General features: G+C 42.3%; 16 protein-coding genes and 1 tRNA gene. 9 read left to right on the top strand and 8 right to left on the bottom strand.

Annotation, left to right across the window (positions count from 1 at the left end):
- Positions 1–1484 precede the first annotated feature (1484 nt).
- The 5 genes from H6G05_RS02670 to H6G05_RS02650 all read left to right on the top strand — a co-directional run bounded on the left by H6G05_RS02670 (position 1485) and on the right by H6G05_RS02650 (position 5226).
- Positions 1485–2396, top strand: coding sequence for a DUF928 domain-containing protein (locus H6G05_RS02670; RefSeq protein WP_190576080.1), 912 nt, complete (start codon positions 1485–1487; stop codon positions 2394–2396).
- 386 nt (positions 2397–2782) lie between these two features.
- Positions 2783–3112, top strand: coding sequence for a hypothetical protein (locus H6G05_RS02665; RefSeq protein ID WP_190576078.1), 330 nt, complete (start codon positions 2783–2785; stop codon positions 3110–3112).
- A 165-nt stretch (positions 3113–3277) separates the two neighbouring features.
- Positions 3278–3559: a YggT family protein gene (locus H6G05_RS02660; RefSeq protein ID WP_190576076.1), complete on the top strand. Its 282-nt coding sequence runs from the start codon at positions 3278–3280 to the stop codon at positions 3557–3559.
- A gap of 69 nt (positions 3560–3628) precedes the next feature.
- Positions 3629–4405: an enoyl-ACP reductase FabI gene (gene fabI, locus H6G05_RS02655; RefSeq protein ID WP_094528491.1), complete on the top strand. Its 777-nt coding sequence runs from the start codon at positions 3629–3631 to the stop codon at positions 4403–4405.
- 137 nt (positions 4406–4542) lie between these two features.
- Complete coding sequence (locus tag H6G05_RS02650) at positions 4543–5226, top strand: Crp/Fnr family transcriptional regulator (RefSeq protein WP_190576074.1); 684 nt, start codon at positions 4543–4545, stop codon at positions 5224–5226.
- Positions 5227–5265: 39 nt separating this feature from the next.
- On the opposite strand, the gene H6G05_RS02645 is transcribed toward H6G05_RS02650, so the two are convergent.
- Together H6G05_RS02645 and H6G05_RS02640 are read right to left on the bottom strand one after the other, a co-directional pair.
- On the bottom strand, positions 5266–6270 hold the full coding sequence (locus H6G05_RS02645; RefSeq protein WP_190576072.1) for a zinc-dependent alcohol dehydrogenase family protein: 1005 nt from the start codon (positions 6268–6270) through the stop codon (positions 5266–5268).
- Positions 6271–6606: 336 nt separating this feature from the next.
- Positions 6607–7209: a hypothetical protein gene (locus H6G05_RS02640; protein WP_190576070.1), complete on the bottom strand. Its 603-nt coding sequence runs from the start codon at positions 7207–7209 to the stop codon at positions 6607–6609.
- A gap of 295 nt (positions 7210–7504) precedes the next feature.
- On the opposite strand from H6G05_RS02640, the gene H6G05_RS02635 reads away from it, so the two are divergent.
- A complete protein-coding gene (locus tag H6G05_RS02635) occupies positions 7505–7960 on the top strand; it encodes a single-stranded DNA-binding protein (protein ID WP_190576068.1) in 456 nt (151 codons plus the stop codon).
- A gap of 164 nt (positions 7961–8124) precedes the next feature.
- Here H6G05_RS02635 and H6G05_RS02630 read toward each other — a convergent pair.
- Positions 8125–8196, bottom strand: a tRNA-Thr gene (locus tag H6G05_RS02630).
- 342 nt (positions 8197–8538) lie between these two features.
- Positions 8539–8919 carry a phasin family protein gene (locus H6G05_RS02625; protein WP_242025197.1) on the bottom strand — a complete coding sequence of 127 codons (381 nt, stop codon included), beginning with the start codon at positions 8917–8919 and terminating at the stop codon, positions 8539–8541.
- Between the two features lie 276 nt (positions 8920–9195).
- Between H6G05_RS02625 and menE the strand changes: the two genes are divergently transcribed.
- From menE to H6G05_RS02610, 3 genes are all read left to right on the top strand, one after another.
- Positions 9196–10764, top strand: a complete 1569-nt coding sequence (menE, locus tag H6G05_RS02620) for an o-succinylbenzoate--CoA ligase (protein WP_190576066.1) — start codon at positions 9196–9198, stop codon at positions 10762–10764.
- Positions 10765–10835: 71 nt separating this feature from the next.
- On the top strand, positions 10836–12173 hold the full coding sequence (locus H6G05_RS02615) for a cytochrome P450 (protein ID WP_190576065.1): 1338 nt from the start codon (positions 10836–10838) through the stop codon (positions 12171–12173).
- A 125-nt stretch (positions 12174–12298) separates the two neighbouring features.
- Entirely contained in the window at positions 12299–12823 is a 525-nt protein-coding gene (locus tag H6G05_RS02610) for a pentapeptide repeat-containing protein (protein WP_190576064.1), read from the top strand.
- A 57-nt stretch (positions 12824–12880) separates the two neighbouring features.
- On the opposite strand, the gene gyrA is transcribed toward H6G05_RS02610, so the two are convergent.
- The 4 genes from gyrA to H6G05_RS02590 form a co-directional block, all read right to left on the bottom strand.
- Positions 12881–15559: a DNA gyrase subunit A gene (gene gyrA, locus H6G05_RS02605; protein ID WP_190576063.1), complete on the bottom strand. Its 2679-nt coding sequence runs from the start codon at positions 15557–15559 to the stop codon at positions 12881–12883.
- An 80-nt stretch (positions 15560–15639) separates the two neighbouring features.
- Entirely contained in the window at positions 15640–15930 is a 291-nt protein-coding gene (locus tag H6G05_RS24960) for a hypothetical protein (RefSeq protein WP_199310288.1), read from the bottom strand.
- A 178-nt stretch (positions 15931–16108) separates the two neighbouring features.
- Positions 16109–16561 (bottom strand): Panacea domain-containing protein, encoded by a 453-nt coding sequence (locus H6G05_RS02595; RefSeq protein WP_190576062.1) that lies wholly within the window; start codon positions 16559–16561, stop codon positions 16109–16111.
- 15 nt (positions 16562–16576) lie between these two features.
- Positions 16577–16771 (bottom strand): type II toxin-antitoxin system HicB family antitoxin, encoded by a 195-nt coding sequence (locus H6G05_RS02590; protein ID WP_199310286.1) that lies wholly within the window; start codon positions 16769–16771, stop codon positions 16577–16579.
- Between the last annotated feature and the right edge of the window lie 285 nt (positions 16772–17056).

The following is a 17056-nucleotide window of genomic DNA, read 5'->3' as shown; positions in this document are numbered from 1 at the left end:
TGGAATCAGGCTGCCTTAACGATGAGAAGAGGTTACAAACTAAAAATCTGAATCTAGAAATCAAATAACTATTTAAGTTACGTATGTAACTACTTGTTTAGATTTAATAAATATGCAGAAATACAATTGTTGAGAGTAATTGTTCAGGTATGGGGATTTAGAAAAATTGAAGCTCTGAATATCTAAACTTGAAATGTGTCATAGCAATGTACACAAGTTCAGAGTGATAATTCCTGACTGACTTAACTGACAAAAATGCTTTACTGGTTTTACTGACTGCTAGGCTACATAGGACGCAGAGGATAAACTACAGGTTCCCAACAGCCCTAATTTGAGAGTTAACCATAATAACGTTTACTAGACGGAAAGTTCCATAACAGAAACCCCCTATTAATTATTCCCTGCGATCACCTCAGGTTATCTTTAATTTTGCTTAAGAAACTTATATAAATTTATCCATAACTTCCAATCAGATGGTCAGTAAACTCTAGTCATTAGCTTGATGATTAATTGTGACAAATGCTTCATTTAGGTGATTGCATAGTTTACTAACTTTTATTGTTAAGGAAAATCTGCAAAATGCAATCACTCATCTGGGTGAGGTCATATATCAAAATCAGCAACCTAAAGCCAATTTTTTAGATGACATGAAATTGATTTGATGTAATTTGTTTGTGAATCATTTTGTAATGACGATCTAGGGTATATAGCTTTTATCAGTCTAGTGAGGTACAAAGGCTTGTTTCCCCGACGAAGGCGGGGAAACAAGCCTTTGTACCTCGCTTGATTGAAAAGCGCTACAAAGAGCATTTCTCTGATGGTATAGCTAAGCAAGTTATGCGTAGGACATAAACCCCAAGAATTGAGTGGCGGCGCGAAGCGTCGCCACTCAATTCTTGGGGTTTGGTTTGTACTAGACTCTTTTTTTGCTATAGGACATTGTTCGGGAAAATATGGAAAATCTGTCTGCTGGCATCAAATTTAAGACTGTTACAGAAATGCTGCTAAAGACCATAAGTACCTGTGCAAAATAAATTACCAAACCCTTAAGGTTGCCCCCCCGCGGGGGGGGGCAACCTTAAGGGTTTGGTAATTTACGCTATAGAAAAGCGATTGGGCAAGTTTATCCGCATCAATTCGGCGATCAGTACTAATCTAATACCAATTCACGAAAGTGTGACAACACTTTTGTGAATTGAAAACCAAACCCAGTAAGGGTTTTAAAAACACAAAATGGCTACGCCATTTTGTGTTTTGGTATAATTTCAGATTTTGGTAGCCGCCACACTTTCCAGTTTACCTTTGACCATAAATTTGAAAAGAGCATTCGTGTCTTTCGACTCTTCTCCTTCCAAAATAGAAATATTTATAAACTTTTTATTTCGAGGGAACTTGTCATCACAACTTCTCGACCTAAAACCTATAGTTAAGCTTTTAATTAAACTTTGGTAAAGTGATGTTGTCCTGTGCTGAAGCTAGTAAAAATGACTGGGATGATTACAACTGGGATGATTACAACCATGACTTCAACTAAGACTCAAATTAAAATCAATATCAAAAAAGCGATCGCTCTCAGCACCATTTGTATAGCATCTGTCGCAAGTCCAACGTTTTTGGGGTCTGAGGCGCTTGCTCAATATGGCTTGGGATTACCAAAATCTGCAAGTTCAGGTGGCGCAACTAGGGGTGACTTACCTCTGATTACGATTCTGGGACTTGAAGATGGCGCAAAGACTTTAGCGTCTCGACCAACCTTGTATTGGTATATTGCTCCTCAAAATACTGCAACAACCACATCAACGACAGTTCCTCAAATTGATAGTGGTAAAGGCTCCTTTAAAGTGACTTTCTTTTTGCGTGATGGTCATGAAAGAGCAGCAAAATCAGTCTTTGTCGCTGAAGGCAAAGCTGAAGATTCAGGACTCTACAAATTCACATTGCCAGAAAATGCGCCTGAGTTAATCAAAGGAAAAGCACAACGTTGGCAAATTCGTTGGCAAGGCAATGGCGGTGCATCACAAGTTGATGTTTATGCTTCTATTCGTCGAGATGATGACCTTGTGGTTTTAAAGGCGATCGCAGCAGCTAAAAATGATTTAGAAAAAGCAAGAATCTATGCAAAAAATGCATATTGGTATGATGCACTCGATGCTTATACTAATTGGCTATCCAAAAATCCTAAGGATAATGTAGCCCTCACTGAGCGTAGTGCTTTAGTCAAAGCAGGTTTAACCAACAACTCAGTTTTTCTGAAAAGAAATGAACAAGGTAAACTGATCCTGCCTACAGAGCTAGATCCAACTAAATTATCCACCTTTCTCACTAAACTAGATGAAAGCAAAAGTGCTACATCTATTTTGTTACAGCCTAAAATCGGCTCTAGACCGTCACTGTAGCTAATTTTTCATATTTGCTATGCTGTAACGCTAAGTAAATTACCAAAACCCATAAAGTTGCGCCCCTGCGGGGCGCAACTTTATGGGTTTTGGTAATTTACTTATGCGATTTAATAAACAACCGATTTTCAGGGGTGCATCAAAGCCGCACCCCTGAAAATCGGTTGTTTATTTTACTGCGTGTCCCTAATACCAAAAACACAAAAGTGTTGCCATTTTGTGTTTTTAAAACCCTTGCTGGGTTTGGTTTTCAATCCACAAAAGTGTTGCTACTCTTTCGTGAATTGGTATAACGTAAACCAAAATGATATGATGTGCCAAAAGTCTCACTGTTTAAGTAATGCTTAAGCACTATTCAATGTTGTTGAGATCGTTAAGGCAAAGCTATGGCAGATAATTCAGGTAATTTTTGGGGAGGCTTTCTCTTCGGTGCTGCTGTCGGTGGCGTAGTTGGCGCATTAGTAGCGATTAAGCTCAGTGAGCCAGAAGATGATCTTGTCGATCAGCAATCCGATCGCGATCGCATCATTGATAAGACTCAGACTTCTAATGAATTTGCCCGCCGTAATCTCGAAAAGAAAATTGCTCAACTGAATGCAGCGATCGACTCAGTTAGCCAAGAGCTAGCTACAGCTGAAGGAAAAAATGGTCGCAAGCAAACATCAATTGAATCATTACGAGATATGACAGTTGATGATAAAGGTTCTACGATTTAGTAAAGAAAACCATTTTTTATAGCGCAGTTTCGTCGTGCTATAAAAAATGGTTCTTTATTTGACTGTGAGATCCTATAGTAATGATAAAAATCCTTATTTCTGTTGCATTCAGTAGAATGATGGTAGCTATTTACTCTAATTGTTCTTTAACCTAACCAATCTCCTATGGAAGTTATTCTTGGTACAGTCAGTTCATTCATCTCGATCTATTTGGGCTTGCTCTTTATTCGAGTTCTGTTGACTTGGTTTCCCAATATTGATTGGTACAATCAGCCCTTTGCTGCCCTCGGTCAGATCACCGATCCCTATCTCAATCTATTTCGCTCGATTATTCCCCCTTTAGGTGGCATGGATTTTTCACCTATGCTTGCTTTCCTAGCACTTAGCTTCTTGCAACGCGCCCTCGCTTCCATTACATCAGCAGGAAGCGCGAGTATGGGCTTTTAAGGTAAGCTTATTTCTAATTACAAATTACGAATTACGCTGCGTTCACGTTAGGAAATATACATGACGGGTTTGTTAGATTTGAGCGGGAAAACTGCTCTTGTGACTGGAATTGCCAACAATCGTTCGATCGCTTGGGGTATTGCCCAAAAGTTACATCAAGCTGGCGCTAAGCTTGGTATTACTTATTTGCCAGATGATCGCGATCGCAACAAAGGCAAGGTTGCTGAGTTGACCGATTCCTTAACACCAGATTTCTTGTTGCCTTGCAATGTTCAGGATGATGCCCAAGTAGATTCATTGTTTGCCTCGGTTGCCGAGAAATGGGACAAGATCGATATTTTGGTGCATTGTTTAGCATTTGCTAATAAAGAAGATTTATCTGGTAACTTTACGGATATTTCCCGCTCAGGCTTTCAACTCGCCCTCGACGTGAGTGCTTACTCACTGATCCATTTATGCCGAGCCGCCAGACCACTACTCAAAGATGGTGGTAGTGTGATTACTCTTACCTATATTGGCGGCGCGAAAGTTGTCCCTAACTATAATGTCATGGGGATCGCCAAGGCTGCATTGGAAATGAATGTGCGCTACCTCGCCTCCGACATGGGTCCAGACAATATTCGGATTAATGCAATTTCTGCTGGTCCAATTCGGACTCTTGCTTCGGCAGCGATCGGTGACTTCCATAAAATGTTGCATCATTACGAAGAAACAGCACCTTTACGTCGTTTAGTTACTCCCGACGATGTTGGCAATGTGGCGACTTTCTTGGGAAGCGATCTATCAAGTGCTGTAACTGGGCAAATTATTTATGTAGATGCTGGTTACGAAGTGATGGGTGCTTAGTTTGGTTGACTGGTATTCCAGAATTCTGAATCAGTTGCCCTTTGATGTGTAGCGCAAATTCTTTGGTCTGCATAGCTAATTGCAGGTAAGGTGCTTGCGCTACGGTTCTTACAAGATAAGTCTTTAAAAAAATTCCCATGCAAACGGATATCTTCAAAGAGCTATTTCCACTATTTGATGCTGCTAGCGCCGAAACTTTGGAATGGCTCCTCGCCGAAGCAGTAGAACGTGACTATCCTTCGGGACGAGCGGTACTAATGGAGGATGCTTGGGGCAATGCTGTATATTTCATTCTTTCGGGTTGGCTAAAAGTTAGATTTTTGCGAAGTCAGGATGCGACCACCCTCGCCGTACTAGGAAATGGCGACTTTTTTGGGGAAATGGCAATTCTAGATGAGTCACCCCGATCTACAGATGTCGTGGCTTTTACACCAGTGCGTGTTCTGAGTATTCCTGCCCAAAAATTTATTCAGTTTTTATTTAAAGATCCCCAGTTGCATCATCGGATGTTGCAGTTGATGGTGAGACGACTACGCAAAACCAATCAACGCATTCAGTTACGTCAACAAGTTCCTGCGGTGCGGATTGCCACGATTTTGACGAGTCTTGCGGAAACCTACGGTAGTAAAACCGATGTAGGTATTGATATTTTTAATATCCCCGTGCAGGATATTGCCGATCTATCAGAGGTAAGCCCTGAAGACACCTCCAAAGTATTAGATAAACTTAAAGAAAAGGGTTGGATTGTGATCGATCCTAAGCGTCAAGTCATGAGTATTGCTAACGAAAAACAAATGTTGCAACTAGCAACATTTCGCTAAAAAATAAAAAAGGCTTGCTTTGCAAGCCTTTTTTATTTTTTAGATGGCGATCGCAATTTTTCCTGTCATGGAGCCAGTCTCCAATAATTGATGAGCTTTGGCTGTATCCGCAAGCTGAAACACATCGCTGACATGAATTTTTAGTTTGCCTGAGTCAAATAATGCTGCACATTCACTCAGAATTTTAGCCTGTTGAATTTGGAGATTGGCTTTTCCCAGCAACATCGGGGTCAGCATCAGTTCAAAGCTAAATCGTAAATTACGGGTACGGGCAACTTTCCAACTAATATCGGTGGGTGGTTCAAGAATAGTGACGATATCGCCATAGATTTTGACGGCGGGAAAAGTTTTTTCGATCAATTTGCCCCCAACTGTATCAAAGGCAAGATCTACACCTTCACCCTTTGTCCATGCGATCGCTGATTCTACAAAATCAGTTTGTTTATAGGCTATTGGTAAATCCGCACCCAAATCGCGGACAAATCTTGCCTTAGCTTCGGAGCCAACAGTAGTACAAACATTTGCGCCTCTGAGCTTGGCTAGTTGAATGGCAACATGTCCAACACCGCCTGCACCTGCATGGATTAAGACATTGTGATTGGTTGATAATGGTTGCAAATTTCCACGATCATACAGAGCTTCCCAAGCTGTGATTAGTACCAATGGAGCGGCGGCAGCTTCTTCAAAACTGAGGGATTTTGGTTTATGGGCGGCGAATTTTTCGTCAATCGTGGTTAGTTCAGCATAGTTGCCCTGATGAAACCCAAGACCACCGTTACAAAAATAAACTTGGTCGCCCACTTTAAATTTAGTGACCTCTGCCCCGATCTCTTCCACGATACCTGCCCCATCGCAACCTAGGATTGATGGTAGGCGATCGGGCTGAAATGTGCCACGACTACGTAGTTTAGTGTCTATCGGATTGATCCCTGCGGCTTTGAGTCTTACCAACATCTCGGTTGGAGCCTGAATAGTTGGTTCTGGTACATCCCCAAGTTTCAGCACATTAGGATCACCTGCTGCGGTCATCAAAATTGCTTTCATAAATTTCTCCTGAATAAAAAAGATTAGCTGTTATAGCAATGTAATACCAATTCACGAAAGTGTGGCAACACTTTTGTGAATCGAAAACCAAACCCAGTAAGGGTTTTAAAAACACAAAATGGCTACGCCATTTTGTGTTTTGGTATAAGAGATAGCTCGGACAAAAATCAAAACCCAAAAGATGAGTGGCGGCGCTTCGCGCCGCCACTCATCTTTTGGGTTTAATGTCCTAAGTAAAACTTACATTGCTATATCCCAAAACACAAAATGACAGAGCTACAGCGCTTTGCGCTGACTTAAAAACCAGAAGACGAGTAGCGGCGCGAAGCATCGCTACTATTGTGCAGGAGGAGCGGGTTGTGGGGCTGTAGTTGGCTTGGCAATAGGACTAGGCGGCTGACGGATAACATTGTTGTTGTCCCCAGATCGAGGAGCGCTTTGCACAGAGCGAGTTTGCCAATCACCAAAAAAGCGATTCATTGCTGCAAAGCCTAAAACTGCTGCACCGCTCATAATTGCTAGTAACACAATAATCGTTGTCCAAGTCTCTACGATCTCGGCAATGCCATAGCGAGTGCGGTAGGGATCGATTTTGCACTGATTATCGCGATCGCGTGCAGTGATGGGACGACGAAACCGTAATCGATGATCGTCAAGCTTTTCTAATAAAATCCATCCTGCTTGAGACTCTTCAGCACAAACTTTGTTTAAAACTTTACGACTGCGGAAACCACCGCTACTAGTACGCAGGATTTTAAATTCCCAGCCTTTGGGCTGATCGCTAGATGTGTTGGACTCGTAGCGAGTAAGATTTTCTTCTTCCACTTCTTCCCGCCGCCTATTACTTTGTTTTGCTCGAAATATTCTGTCGATAATCACGGACTGAATCCCAACATCGAGAATGATAGTACTGATGATGATTGCATTGATGGTCAGCATATGTGCGTGACTAATCCTAATAGCAGCATAGCAGCTTAATAATCAGCAAAAGTATACATGCTGATGAGACTATTGAAATCAAGATTTTGCCTAAAATTCGGCTAGGGCTATCAGAAGTTTGGATGATCACTAAGCGATCGCCACTTAAATAACTTGAACCATTCAAAACCCAAAACTATTATGGAGGGCAAAGTCCGCCACAATAGTTTTGGGTTTTATTTAATTTGCGATCCTTAGCGATCGCGATATTATGGTGATTAATAAAAAATAAGCCATAAGCTTTTGATAAAACCCTATGAACTCTATTGTCTTAATGGCCGAAGTGCTGACCGATCCTGAGCTACGCCGTACTCCTGACAATCAAAGCTCGATCGCTTCATTTCTCGTCCAGTTTGCAGGTGGACGCTCCGAGGAAGCCCCTTATCGTATCAAGGTTGTGGGTTGGAATAACTTGGCGGATGAAATGGTAGAAAAGTATCACAAAGGCGACCAAGTTGTAGTTGAAGGTCGTCTACGTCTGGATACGGTTGATCGCGGTACTTATAAAGAAAAACGGACTGAATTGATTGCTCAGCGTGTCCATAGTTTTGGTGCTGGCAGTACTGGAGGTGTTACAGATGTAGCTCCTACAACTATACGCAATGTTAGAGCCACTCCATCTAGCGCCTCTGTACCGACGGCAACACCAACCTATGTTCCTGTGGCAACACCTGCAATTGATGCTCCCGATTATGACGATATTCCGTTCTAACTAAAAACTGAGGGGGCAAGCATCCCCCTCTCCCGCAGAGGAAACGATGAGTATGACATTTGAGCATCTGCAAAAACTTGTTTTACAGATAGCAATCGGATTTGTTTTCACAACTCAAAAAGCCTTGCAATGCAAGGCTTTTTGAGTTGTGAAAAATTAAAATAAGCCGATGATGAGATTTGAACTCACGGCCTGCTGATTACGAATCAGCTGCACTACCCCTGTGCTACATCGGCGAGTTATTAAAACAGCAAGTTAAACAGAAGTTTTTTGCGAAAATTATTATACCATTATCACACACTTTGCTGAGTCTAAAAATTTGCCATCCCTCGGAATAATTTATCTCCAGCTATCACCGAGTAATACCAAAATACAAAATGGCTATGCCATTTTGCGCTTAATTAAACCCCAGAAAAATTTTTGGAAGCGGCGCTCCGCGCCGCTTCCAAAAATTTTTCTGTACTACTCAAAGCCTCAATAGGCTGTAAAACCCTTGTAATTTTTGAAAAAGGCGGCTCCGCGACTTTTTTAAAAATTACAAGGGTTTTAAGTTAGAGTAAAGTGCTTTACTACAGATGCTATTTCTGCAATCGTTTCAGTTCATCCTGTAAAGCCTGAACTTTGCTCTTGAGAGAATCCACATCGTTTACAGGTTGGCTAGAATTATCATCTTCCTCATCATCAATGGAGATCGTGCGAGGGGTATCTTTACCACTAGGATTTGATGAGTTTTGAGATTCACTGATCGGCTTTTGGGAGTTACGCACAAGGTCATCAACAAATTTCTTTGCTTCTTCGCTAGTCATTTCACCGCGCTCAACTAGCTCATCGGCTAACTTGCTAGCCTGTATGCGGAGTTCCCCCAGAGTTTCCCCTGCTTTCTCACCTGCGACAGTCGCCAAGCCTAGACCTAGATAAAATGCTTTTTGGACGATGCCACCAAATGGATTCATTGCCATTACTCCATAAAATTTTATAGTGTAGAAGTTTTAATTTTGCTGTAAGCAAAATTAAAACTCAAAATCTTTACTGTGCTTGTTTTGTGGCTTTGAGAATGAGTATGTACTCATTGGCAAAACGCTATAGTTATATCGATTCATAAAAGTGTGAAGACACTTTTATGAATCGAAAATCAAAACCAGTAAGGGTTTTAAAATGCAAAATGGCTAAACCATTTTGGTAGTAGTACGCACGGCGTAAAGTGCTGCCTATGCTAACTATCATATCGCGATATTATGAAATTTCCCAATTGGCTATCACAACGCGCAGTACAGAAAAAAGATGCGATCGCCTTAATTTTTAAATCTACGATTAGCCAAAAATCAGAGTATCGGAGTTACTCACAATTAGAAGAGGATGTTAATTACTGGGTAGATTACTTGCAAACCTTGGGGATAAAGGCAGGCGATCGCATTGGCTTATTATTAACTAATCATCCAAGGTATATCATTCTCGTTCATGCCTTAGTTAGGTGTGAAGCCATAGCTGTTTTTCTGAATATTCGCCTCACTGCTGAAGAAATACGCTGGCAAATAGAAGATAGTCTGACCAAATATTTAATTTGCGATGAATTTACCCAACTCACTGCTAATCATTTAGGAAGTCAAATTAAGGAGTTAGTAGTTGAGAATTGCCCTCACCCCCCAACCCCCTCTCCCAGAGGGAGAGGGGGAGAAAAAGTCATGTTCCCCTCTCCCTCTGGGAGAGGGGGAGAAAAAGTCATGTTCCCCTCTCCCTCTGGGAGAGGGGGCTGGGGTGAGGGATTAATTAATCTAGAAAAAATACAGGGTATTTTCTATACATCTGGAACAACTGGCAAGCCCAAGGGAGTGACCTTAACTTATAGCAATCACTTCCATAACGCGATCGCCTCAGCTTTACAGTTAGGTATTAATCCAGATGATAACTGGTTGCTGTGTATGCCTCTGTTTCATGTGGGAGGTTTGGCGATCGCATGGCGCAGTGTAATTAATGGAACGACGATTACATTGTTACCCAAATTTGATGAACAGAAAGTGCTGGAGGCGATCGCTTGTGAGAAGGTGACAATCATTTCCCTTGTGCCAACGATGCTAACTCGTTTATTGCAGCATCCCAACAGGCAAAATTTACAGAAATTACGAGCAATCTTATTGGGGGGCGCACCTGCGAGTTCAGAACTAATTGATCGCTGTTTGCAATTGAATTTGCCGATAATGCCGACCTATGGCATGACAGAAACTGCTTCCCAAATTACGACACTGTTACCCCATGAAGTTGCTGTAAAGCGAGGTTCTTCTGGGTTACCACTTTTCGGTAATCGTCTGCGAATTGTGGATGAACATCAACAAGATCTTGAGGTTGGGGTGATTGGGCAAATTCTAGTTCAAGGATTAAGCGTGATGAGTGGCTATCTCCATCAATCTGATGATCAGGCAAAGCAAGATGGTTGGTTTTATACAGGAGATTTGGGCTATCTTGATGGCGATGGATATCTCTATATGGTTAGTCGTCGTTCTGATTTGATTATTAGTGGTGGTGAAAATATTTATCCTACCGAAATCGAAGCAATTTTATTAACCCATCCTGCGATCGCAGAGGTTTGTATAGTGGGCTTAGGCGATCACGAATGGGGTGAAATAGTTGTGGCGGTAATTGTTGCCGAATCCCAATTATCATTGGTAGAAATTAGGAACTTTTGTGAGCAGAAATCTTTAGCTCGGTACAAATTACCCAAGTCAATCTACATTTGGGAATCCCTCCCCAAAACAGCTTCTGGTAAATTATTGCGCCAAGAAATTCGCGATCGCCTAGAGCCTAAATAAAATCTAAAAATCATAGCGATCGCGCTACAATATCCAATGGAAATAGCCAAAACCATCTACGCTCTAGCATCATGCATCAAGATTCTGATATCGCCAATTTGCAAAATCTTCCCCCTGGGGAATTAGGATTGCCAATCCTTGGACAAACTCTCCAGTTTCTCTTTGATCGCAAATTTGCGGAGAAACAATATGCTAAGTACGGCGCAATCTCCAAAACTAGCTTGCTTGGCAGACCGACAGTATTTATGATTGGCTCTGAGGCTGCGGAATTTGTGTTATCAAGTCATATGGACTCTTTTTCATGGAAAGAAGGATGGCCAGATAATTTCAAGATGCTGCTAGGAGAATCGCTATTCTTGCAAGATGGGGAAGAACATCGTCGCAATCGTCGCCTGATGATGCCCGCCTTTCATGGACAGGCTTTAGCTGGATACTTCTCGACAATGGAAGTAATCACGCAGCGATATCTTGCTAAATGGATAGAAAAAGGAGAATTTAATTGGTTCGATGAATTCAAAAAACTGACCTTTGAGATTGCTAGTCAACTTTTGATTGGAGCGAATGCTGGCGATGATGTGGAGAGATTTAGCAAATTATTTGCGACCTTAACTAATGGTTTATTTGCGATCGCACCTTTTGATTTACCATTTACTACCTTGGGCAAAGCGCTGAAAGCACGCGATCGCCTATTAGAACATCTCACCAAAGTTGTGCAGGAACGTCAACAAAATCCCACTAACGATGTGCTGAGTATGTTAGTTCAGGCTCAAGATGAAGATGGTGGACGCTTTAGTTTAGAAGAATTGAAAGCACAGGCGATGTTGATGTTGTTTGCTGGGCATGAAACTACCACATCGATGTTGACTTGGTTCTGTTTAGAATTAGGTCGTCATCCACAAGTTTTAGAACGTGCTCGACAGGAGCAAATAGCACTCGCAAAAACAGGCAAGTTAGATCTTGAACAAATTGGAAAAATGCCCTATCTCGATCAAATTTTTCAAGAGATTGAGCGCTTACGTCCTCCCGTGGGTGGTGGCTTTCGAGGCGTAGTCAAGCCCTTTGAGTTTAATGGTTATCATGTTCCTAAGGGATGGCTAGTTCTCTATTCGATCATGATTACCCACAAACAAAAAGATATTTACCCTAATCCTGACCAGTTTGATCCCGATCGCTTTAGTAGCGATCGCCAAGAACATAAACAGAAACCCTTCAGTCTGATTGGATTTGGTGGTGGGGCAAGGATTTGTATTGGGATAGCGTTTGCCAAACTAGAGATGAAGATTATTGCTGCCCATCTATTACGCAACTATCAATGGGAAATTTTGCCCTCTCAAAATCTAGAGCCATTCCCAATTCCCACTCTTCGTCCTAAAGATGGACTCAAAGTCAAATTTCAGCCATTAACATAATTAAAAGAAAATGTGGCGCAAAGCACCACATTTTCTTTTTACAGCACAAAGAAACTTAGAAAACCGCTATAATTCAAGGCGATCGCTAGAGTTACTTGAGCATAAATAATCTTGGTATTGGCAACATGACAAAGGTAAATAGCGCCGAACAATTGCTAGAACATTACAATCAAGGAGAGCGGAACTTTGAAGGCTCCAACTTAGATGGTGCTAACTTAAGTGCATTGGACTTAAAAGAAATCAACTTGAGTAGATCTAGCCTGAGAAAAGCCGACCTTACAGGTGCAGATTTAAGTAAGGCAATTTTGTTTCAAGTAGACCTATCAACAGCAATATTAAATCGAATTGAACTCAGTCAAGCAAATTTAACTGGTGCAAATCTTAGTCGTTCCTTAATTACTGGGGGAATTCTCAACAAGACTATTTTATTAAAAGCATCTTTAAATGGAGCGATTCTAATCGGGGCAAATTTAACACAGGCAAGACTTCGGCAAGCAGACCTAAGCGATGCAAATCTAAGTAGTGCAAACTTATCGGAAGCAGTAATCACAGAAGCCAAATTTACACAAGCCAAATATAGTATCAGCACAAATTTTCCCGTTGGTTTTGACCCCATTATTGCAGACATGCGAATTCAGGAAAGTGACTAAAAAAATAGATTTGATGAGCTTTGCTCATCAAATCTATTTTTTATCTAGAGAATCTTTCTATTCTTCAGTTTCTGGCTCTATACTTTCAGCAACTACTTCAGCAATTACTTCAGTAGCACCGATCGCCACATCACTACTTTGGATATCCACTTCTTCAATCTCTTCTTCCAAGGCAGGAGGAACTAAAGTTGCACCGACGATCGCATCGGATGCATCAAGCCTTTGCAGACGCACACCCCTTGCAGTACGGGATTGACGGGCGATCGCATCGGTACTTTGACGCATGACGATACCGCGACTAGTGACAATCATTAGCTCGTTATTCTCATCGACTAAACAAAGCGAAGCGAGTTGATCTTGACCAGATTTGAACTTGGTCACGCGCAAACCTTTACCTGCGCGTTTTTGGATACGGAACTGGTTGACAGGAACCCGCTTACCGTAGCCGCCTCTAGTGACGACTAGCACCCAAGGTCCTTGAGCTTTTTCATTCTCAGCCTCGGTCGTCTCAGTTTCGAGATTCTCATCCTCATTGACAGTTACAGTCAAATCAATCTCTTCTTCTGAACCTTCAACCTCCTCAATTTCGGCTAAGCCTGCGGGAAGAATATCCATACTCACGATTTCATCATCACCAGTCAGACGCATCGATCGCACACCGCGAGTATCACGACCCATTGGGCGCAACTGCTCATGGTCAGTACGGAAGCGGATCGACATGCCTTGGCGCGAACCGACGATAATGGTGTTATCGGCTTTAGCGCGACGTACCCAACGCAGTAAATCACCTTCTTCTAAGGCAATCGCAATCAGCCCATTGGAACGAATATTCGCAAAAGCTGGTAACTTGGTTTTTTTGATATAGCCGCCAGCCGTGAGCATGACCAGATATTCATCTTCGCTAAACTCGCTGATGGGTAATACTGTGGTGATTTTTTCGTCAGCAGCGATCGGTAATAGTTGCACCACGGCTGTACCACGGGCGGCGCGACCTGACTCAGGTACTTCGTAAGCCTTGACTCCATAGACCTTACCGCGATCGGTAAAGAACAGAACTTTGTCATGACTGCGACAGGCAAAGAAATGGGCGATCGCGTCATCATCCTTGACGTTGGCGCTAGCTTTGCCCCGTGTGGCGCGATGTTGAGCGGTGAAAGTATCCACAGGCATTCGTTTCACATAGCCTTGCTCCGTCACCATCACAATCGTTTCGCGATTAGCAATCAAGTCAGCAGTATCAATATCACCTTCATTGGGCAGGATGCGAGAGCGGCGGGGTGTTGTAAATTCAGCTTTGATTGCTTCCAATTCTTCACGGGTAATCGTGAGAATGCGATCGCGATTAGCGAGAATATGTTGTAAATCAGCAATCTTCTCAACTAACTGATTATGCTCATCGTGAATCTTATCAGCATCTTGAGCCGTCAAACGACGTAACTGCATCGCTAAAATTGCATCAGCTTGAGCTTCGGATAGTCCATAGTTCTCAATCAAGCCCAACTTCGCTGAACTACTATCATCAGCTCCACGAATCAGGGCGATGACTGCATCTAAGTGATTCAGAGCAATTAATAGCCCTTGTAATAGATGATCGCGTTCTTCGGCTTTACGCAATTCGTACTGAGTACGGCGCGTAATTACTTCGTAACGGAAATCGAGAAATACTTGTAGAGCATTACGCAGGGTTAGCGTAATTGGTTCACCATCGACTAGAGCGAGCATATTGCAGCTAAAGTTCGATTGCAGAGGCGTAGATTTGTAAAGATTATTTAGAACTACTTTTGGATAGGCATCGCGTTTTAATTCGATAACTAAACGCATACCATCGCGATCGCTTTCATCACGAATATCAGAAATGCCATCAATTTTCTTCTCATTGACCATCTCCGCAATGCGTTCGATCAGCGCTGCCTTATTGGTTTGGTAAGGCATTTCGGTGACGATAATCGCCTCACGATCTTGCCTTCCAGATGCAGAAATCGTCTCAAAGTTTGCCACTGCTCTCATGGTCACGGAGCCACGCCCCGTTGTGTAGGTTTCACGAGCACCATCGGTTCCTAAGATCAAAGCGCCTGTTGGGAAGTCAGGACCTGGAATATATCGCATCAATTCCAAATCTGTGAGGTTGGGATCAGCAATTAGAGCGACCAGTCCATCTACCAACTCGCCCAAATTATGCGGGGGAATATTGGTCGCCATCCCCACGGCAATCCCTGAAGAACCATTCAACAATAATTGGGGAATTCTGGCAGGTAATACTAGCGGCTCCTGTTGTGAACCGTCATAGTTATCGCCAAAGTTAACCGTATCGCGCTCAATATCTTGAATCAGACCGAATTGCGAAATCCGAGTCAACCGACATTCGGTATATCGCATGGCGGCGGCGGGATCGTTATCGACGGAGCCAAAGTTACCGTGACCATCGACCATGCGATCGCGCATTGAAAAGTCTTGCGCCATCCGTACCAGTGCTTCATATACGGCGGTGTCACCGTGGGGGTGATATTTACCGATTACGTCACCGACCACACGGGCGCATTTCCGAAACGGGCGATCGGCGGTCATGCCCAACTCGTGCATAGCGTAGAGAATGCGACGATGTACAGGCTTGAGTCCATCACGGGCATCGGGCAAGGCGCGACCGACGATCACGCTCATGGCATATTCCAGATACGATCGCGACATTTCGCCGCGCAGGTCTGTGGGGATAATGCGATCTTCTAAGATTTCAGTCATATGCTAATCAAATTCTCCTTGCATGGCTTGGCATTGCTTGCCCCGCGTGCGATCGGCAATTCTTACTAAGTGTCTTACTATTATAAGGCTTTGCGGGGTTGCTTTGCGTCTATACAACCTTTGAGCAAGGAGCTTAACACTGACGAATACAGCAGGTGATTTGGGTCTAGCCAAACAATGTAAAAAATGTCGTCAATGAAAAAGCCGTGTACTCTGCCATGCTCATTGGAAGAGAGAGAAAATTGATAGGGAGTATCCACTAATTGATCTTCATTGGGCAATCCAAATCCAGTTTCAGTAGTATCTTGCCATGCGATCGGATGACACCGTAAAGTTTTGCTGCGATTCACTAATAGCTCTTGTACAGACATAGTTGATAAATCCTTTAATCTATCTAGTAAGGCTAGACAGTAAGTAATTTCTTTGTCGCTGCAAGAAAATTTATCATGTCGATTTTGATAATATTTGAAAGAGAAACTAACACCCTGATTTACTCTGTTTTTTGTCGGCTTGATGTTAGAATCACGCGACTTCTCTATTTCAATTTTCTTAATCTTCTTTGGCACGAGAGCGATAATACTCCTTCATCCAGTCTTTATCGATTATTTCATTGCAGGGCATATCAGCACGTAATCCCGATCTAGCTAAATTCCAAGGTGCTTCGATATGGGTCATCTGTTCCATCTTATAGGCATCACAGGCAAAGTATTCTTCAGCAACTTCATGTAGAAATTCCTGCGTTGCTTCGGGTAGATTGACCTTTGCATCTTCAGCGATCGCTTGCCAGCCAAAGGGTTTATATTTTTGATAAAGTACGGGGATGACAGGACCATGCACCCATGCTTCAAAGTCTTCTGGGAAGAGAGGTGCATCATGGAGAGCGAGATGCCATGCTTGGGCGTAGTAAACTAATTTTTGTAATTTTAAGTTGCTTACAAAAGATCCAGTTTCATTGGCTAAGGCTATAAAGTAATCTGCTATGTCAAAACAAGAAAACAGCATAGTTTTTGATATTTTTTAATGTCTACATTGTAACTCATTACCTTGAGCTATCTCTTCAAGACACATCTCAATGACTTCTCGCATATTGAGCATTAGCTCGTCAATGGTATCTACTTGACTATAACAGGCTCGAAGTTGTGGAACTTCACCAATGCAAACTCCATCTTCATCTCTTTCGATGACTACATAAAACTCCTTACCTTTAATCATTTTATTCCTCTTTTTTATTTAAGTCGATATATTTTTTTAGTCTTAATAACTGATGTTACGTGGAAGGAAAACAGAGTAGAGTAAAGATAGGCTCAAAAAGAGGCTAAAAGGTATGGACAGAAAGTTCTTAGACCGTAAGAATTCAGGTAAGAATAGGGATGAGAGAGATGGAAGAAGGATCAATTAAAGCTTGACGAAAAAAATCAATGACAGATTTACCTTGAGCTTTACAAGTTTGAATAACCGTCAATAAAGCGGCGGTATTGCGTAAACCATCCATAGAAC

The sequence above is a fragment of the Phormidium tenue FACHB-1050 genome, assembly GCF_014696925.1.
GTDB lineage: Bacteria > Cyanobacteriota > Cyanobacteriia > Pseudanabaenales > Pseudanabaenaceae > Pseudanabaena.
The sequence above is the reverse complement of the archived record's forward strand: the minus strand, read 5'-3'. Positions and strand labels throughout refer to the sequence as shown.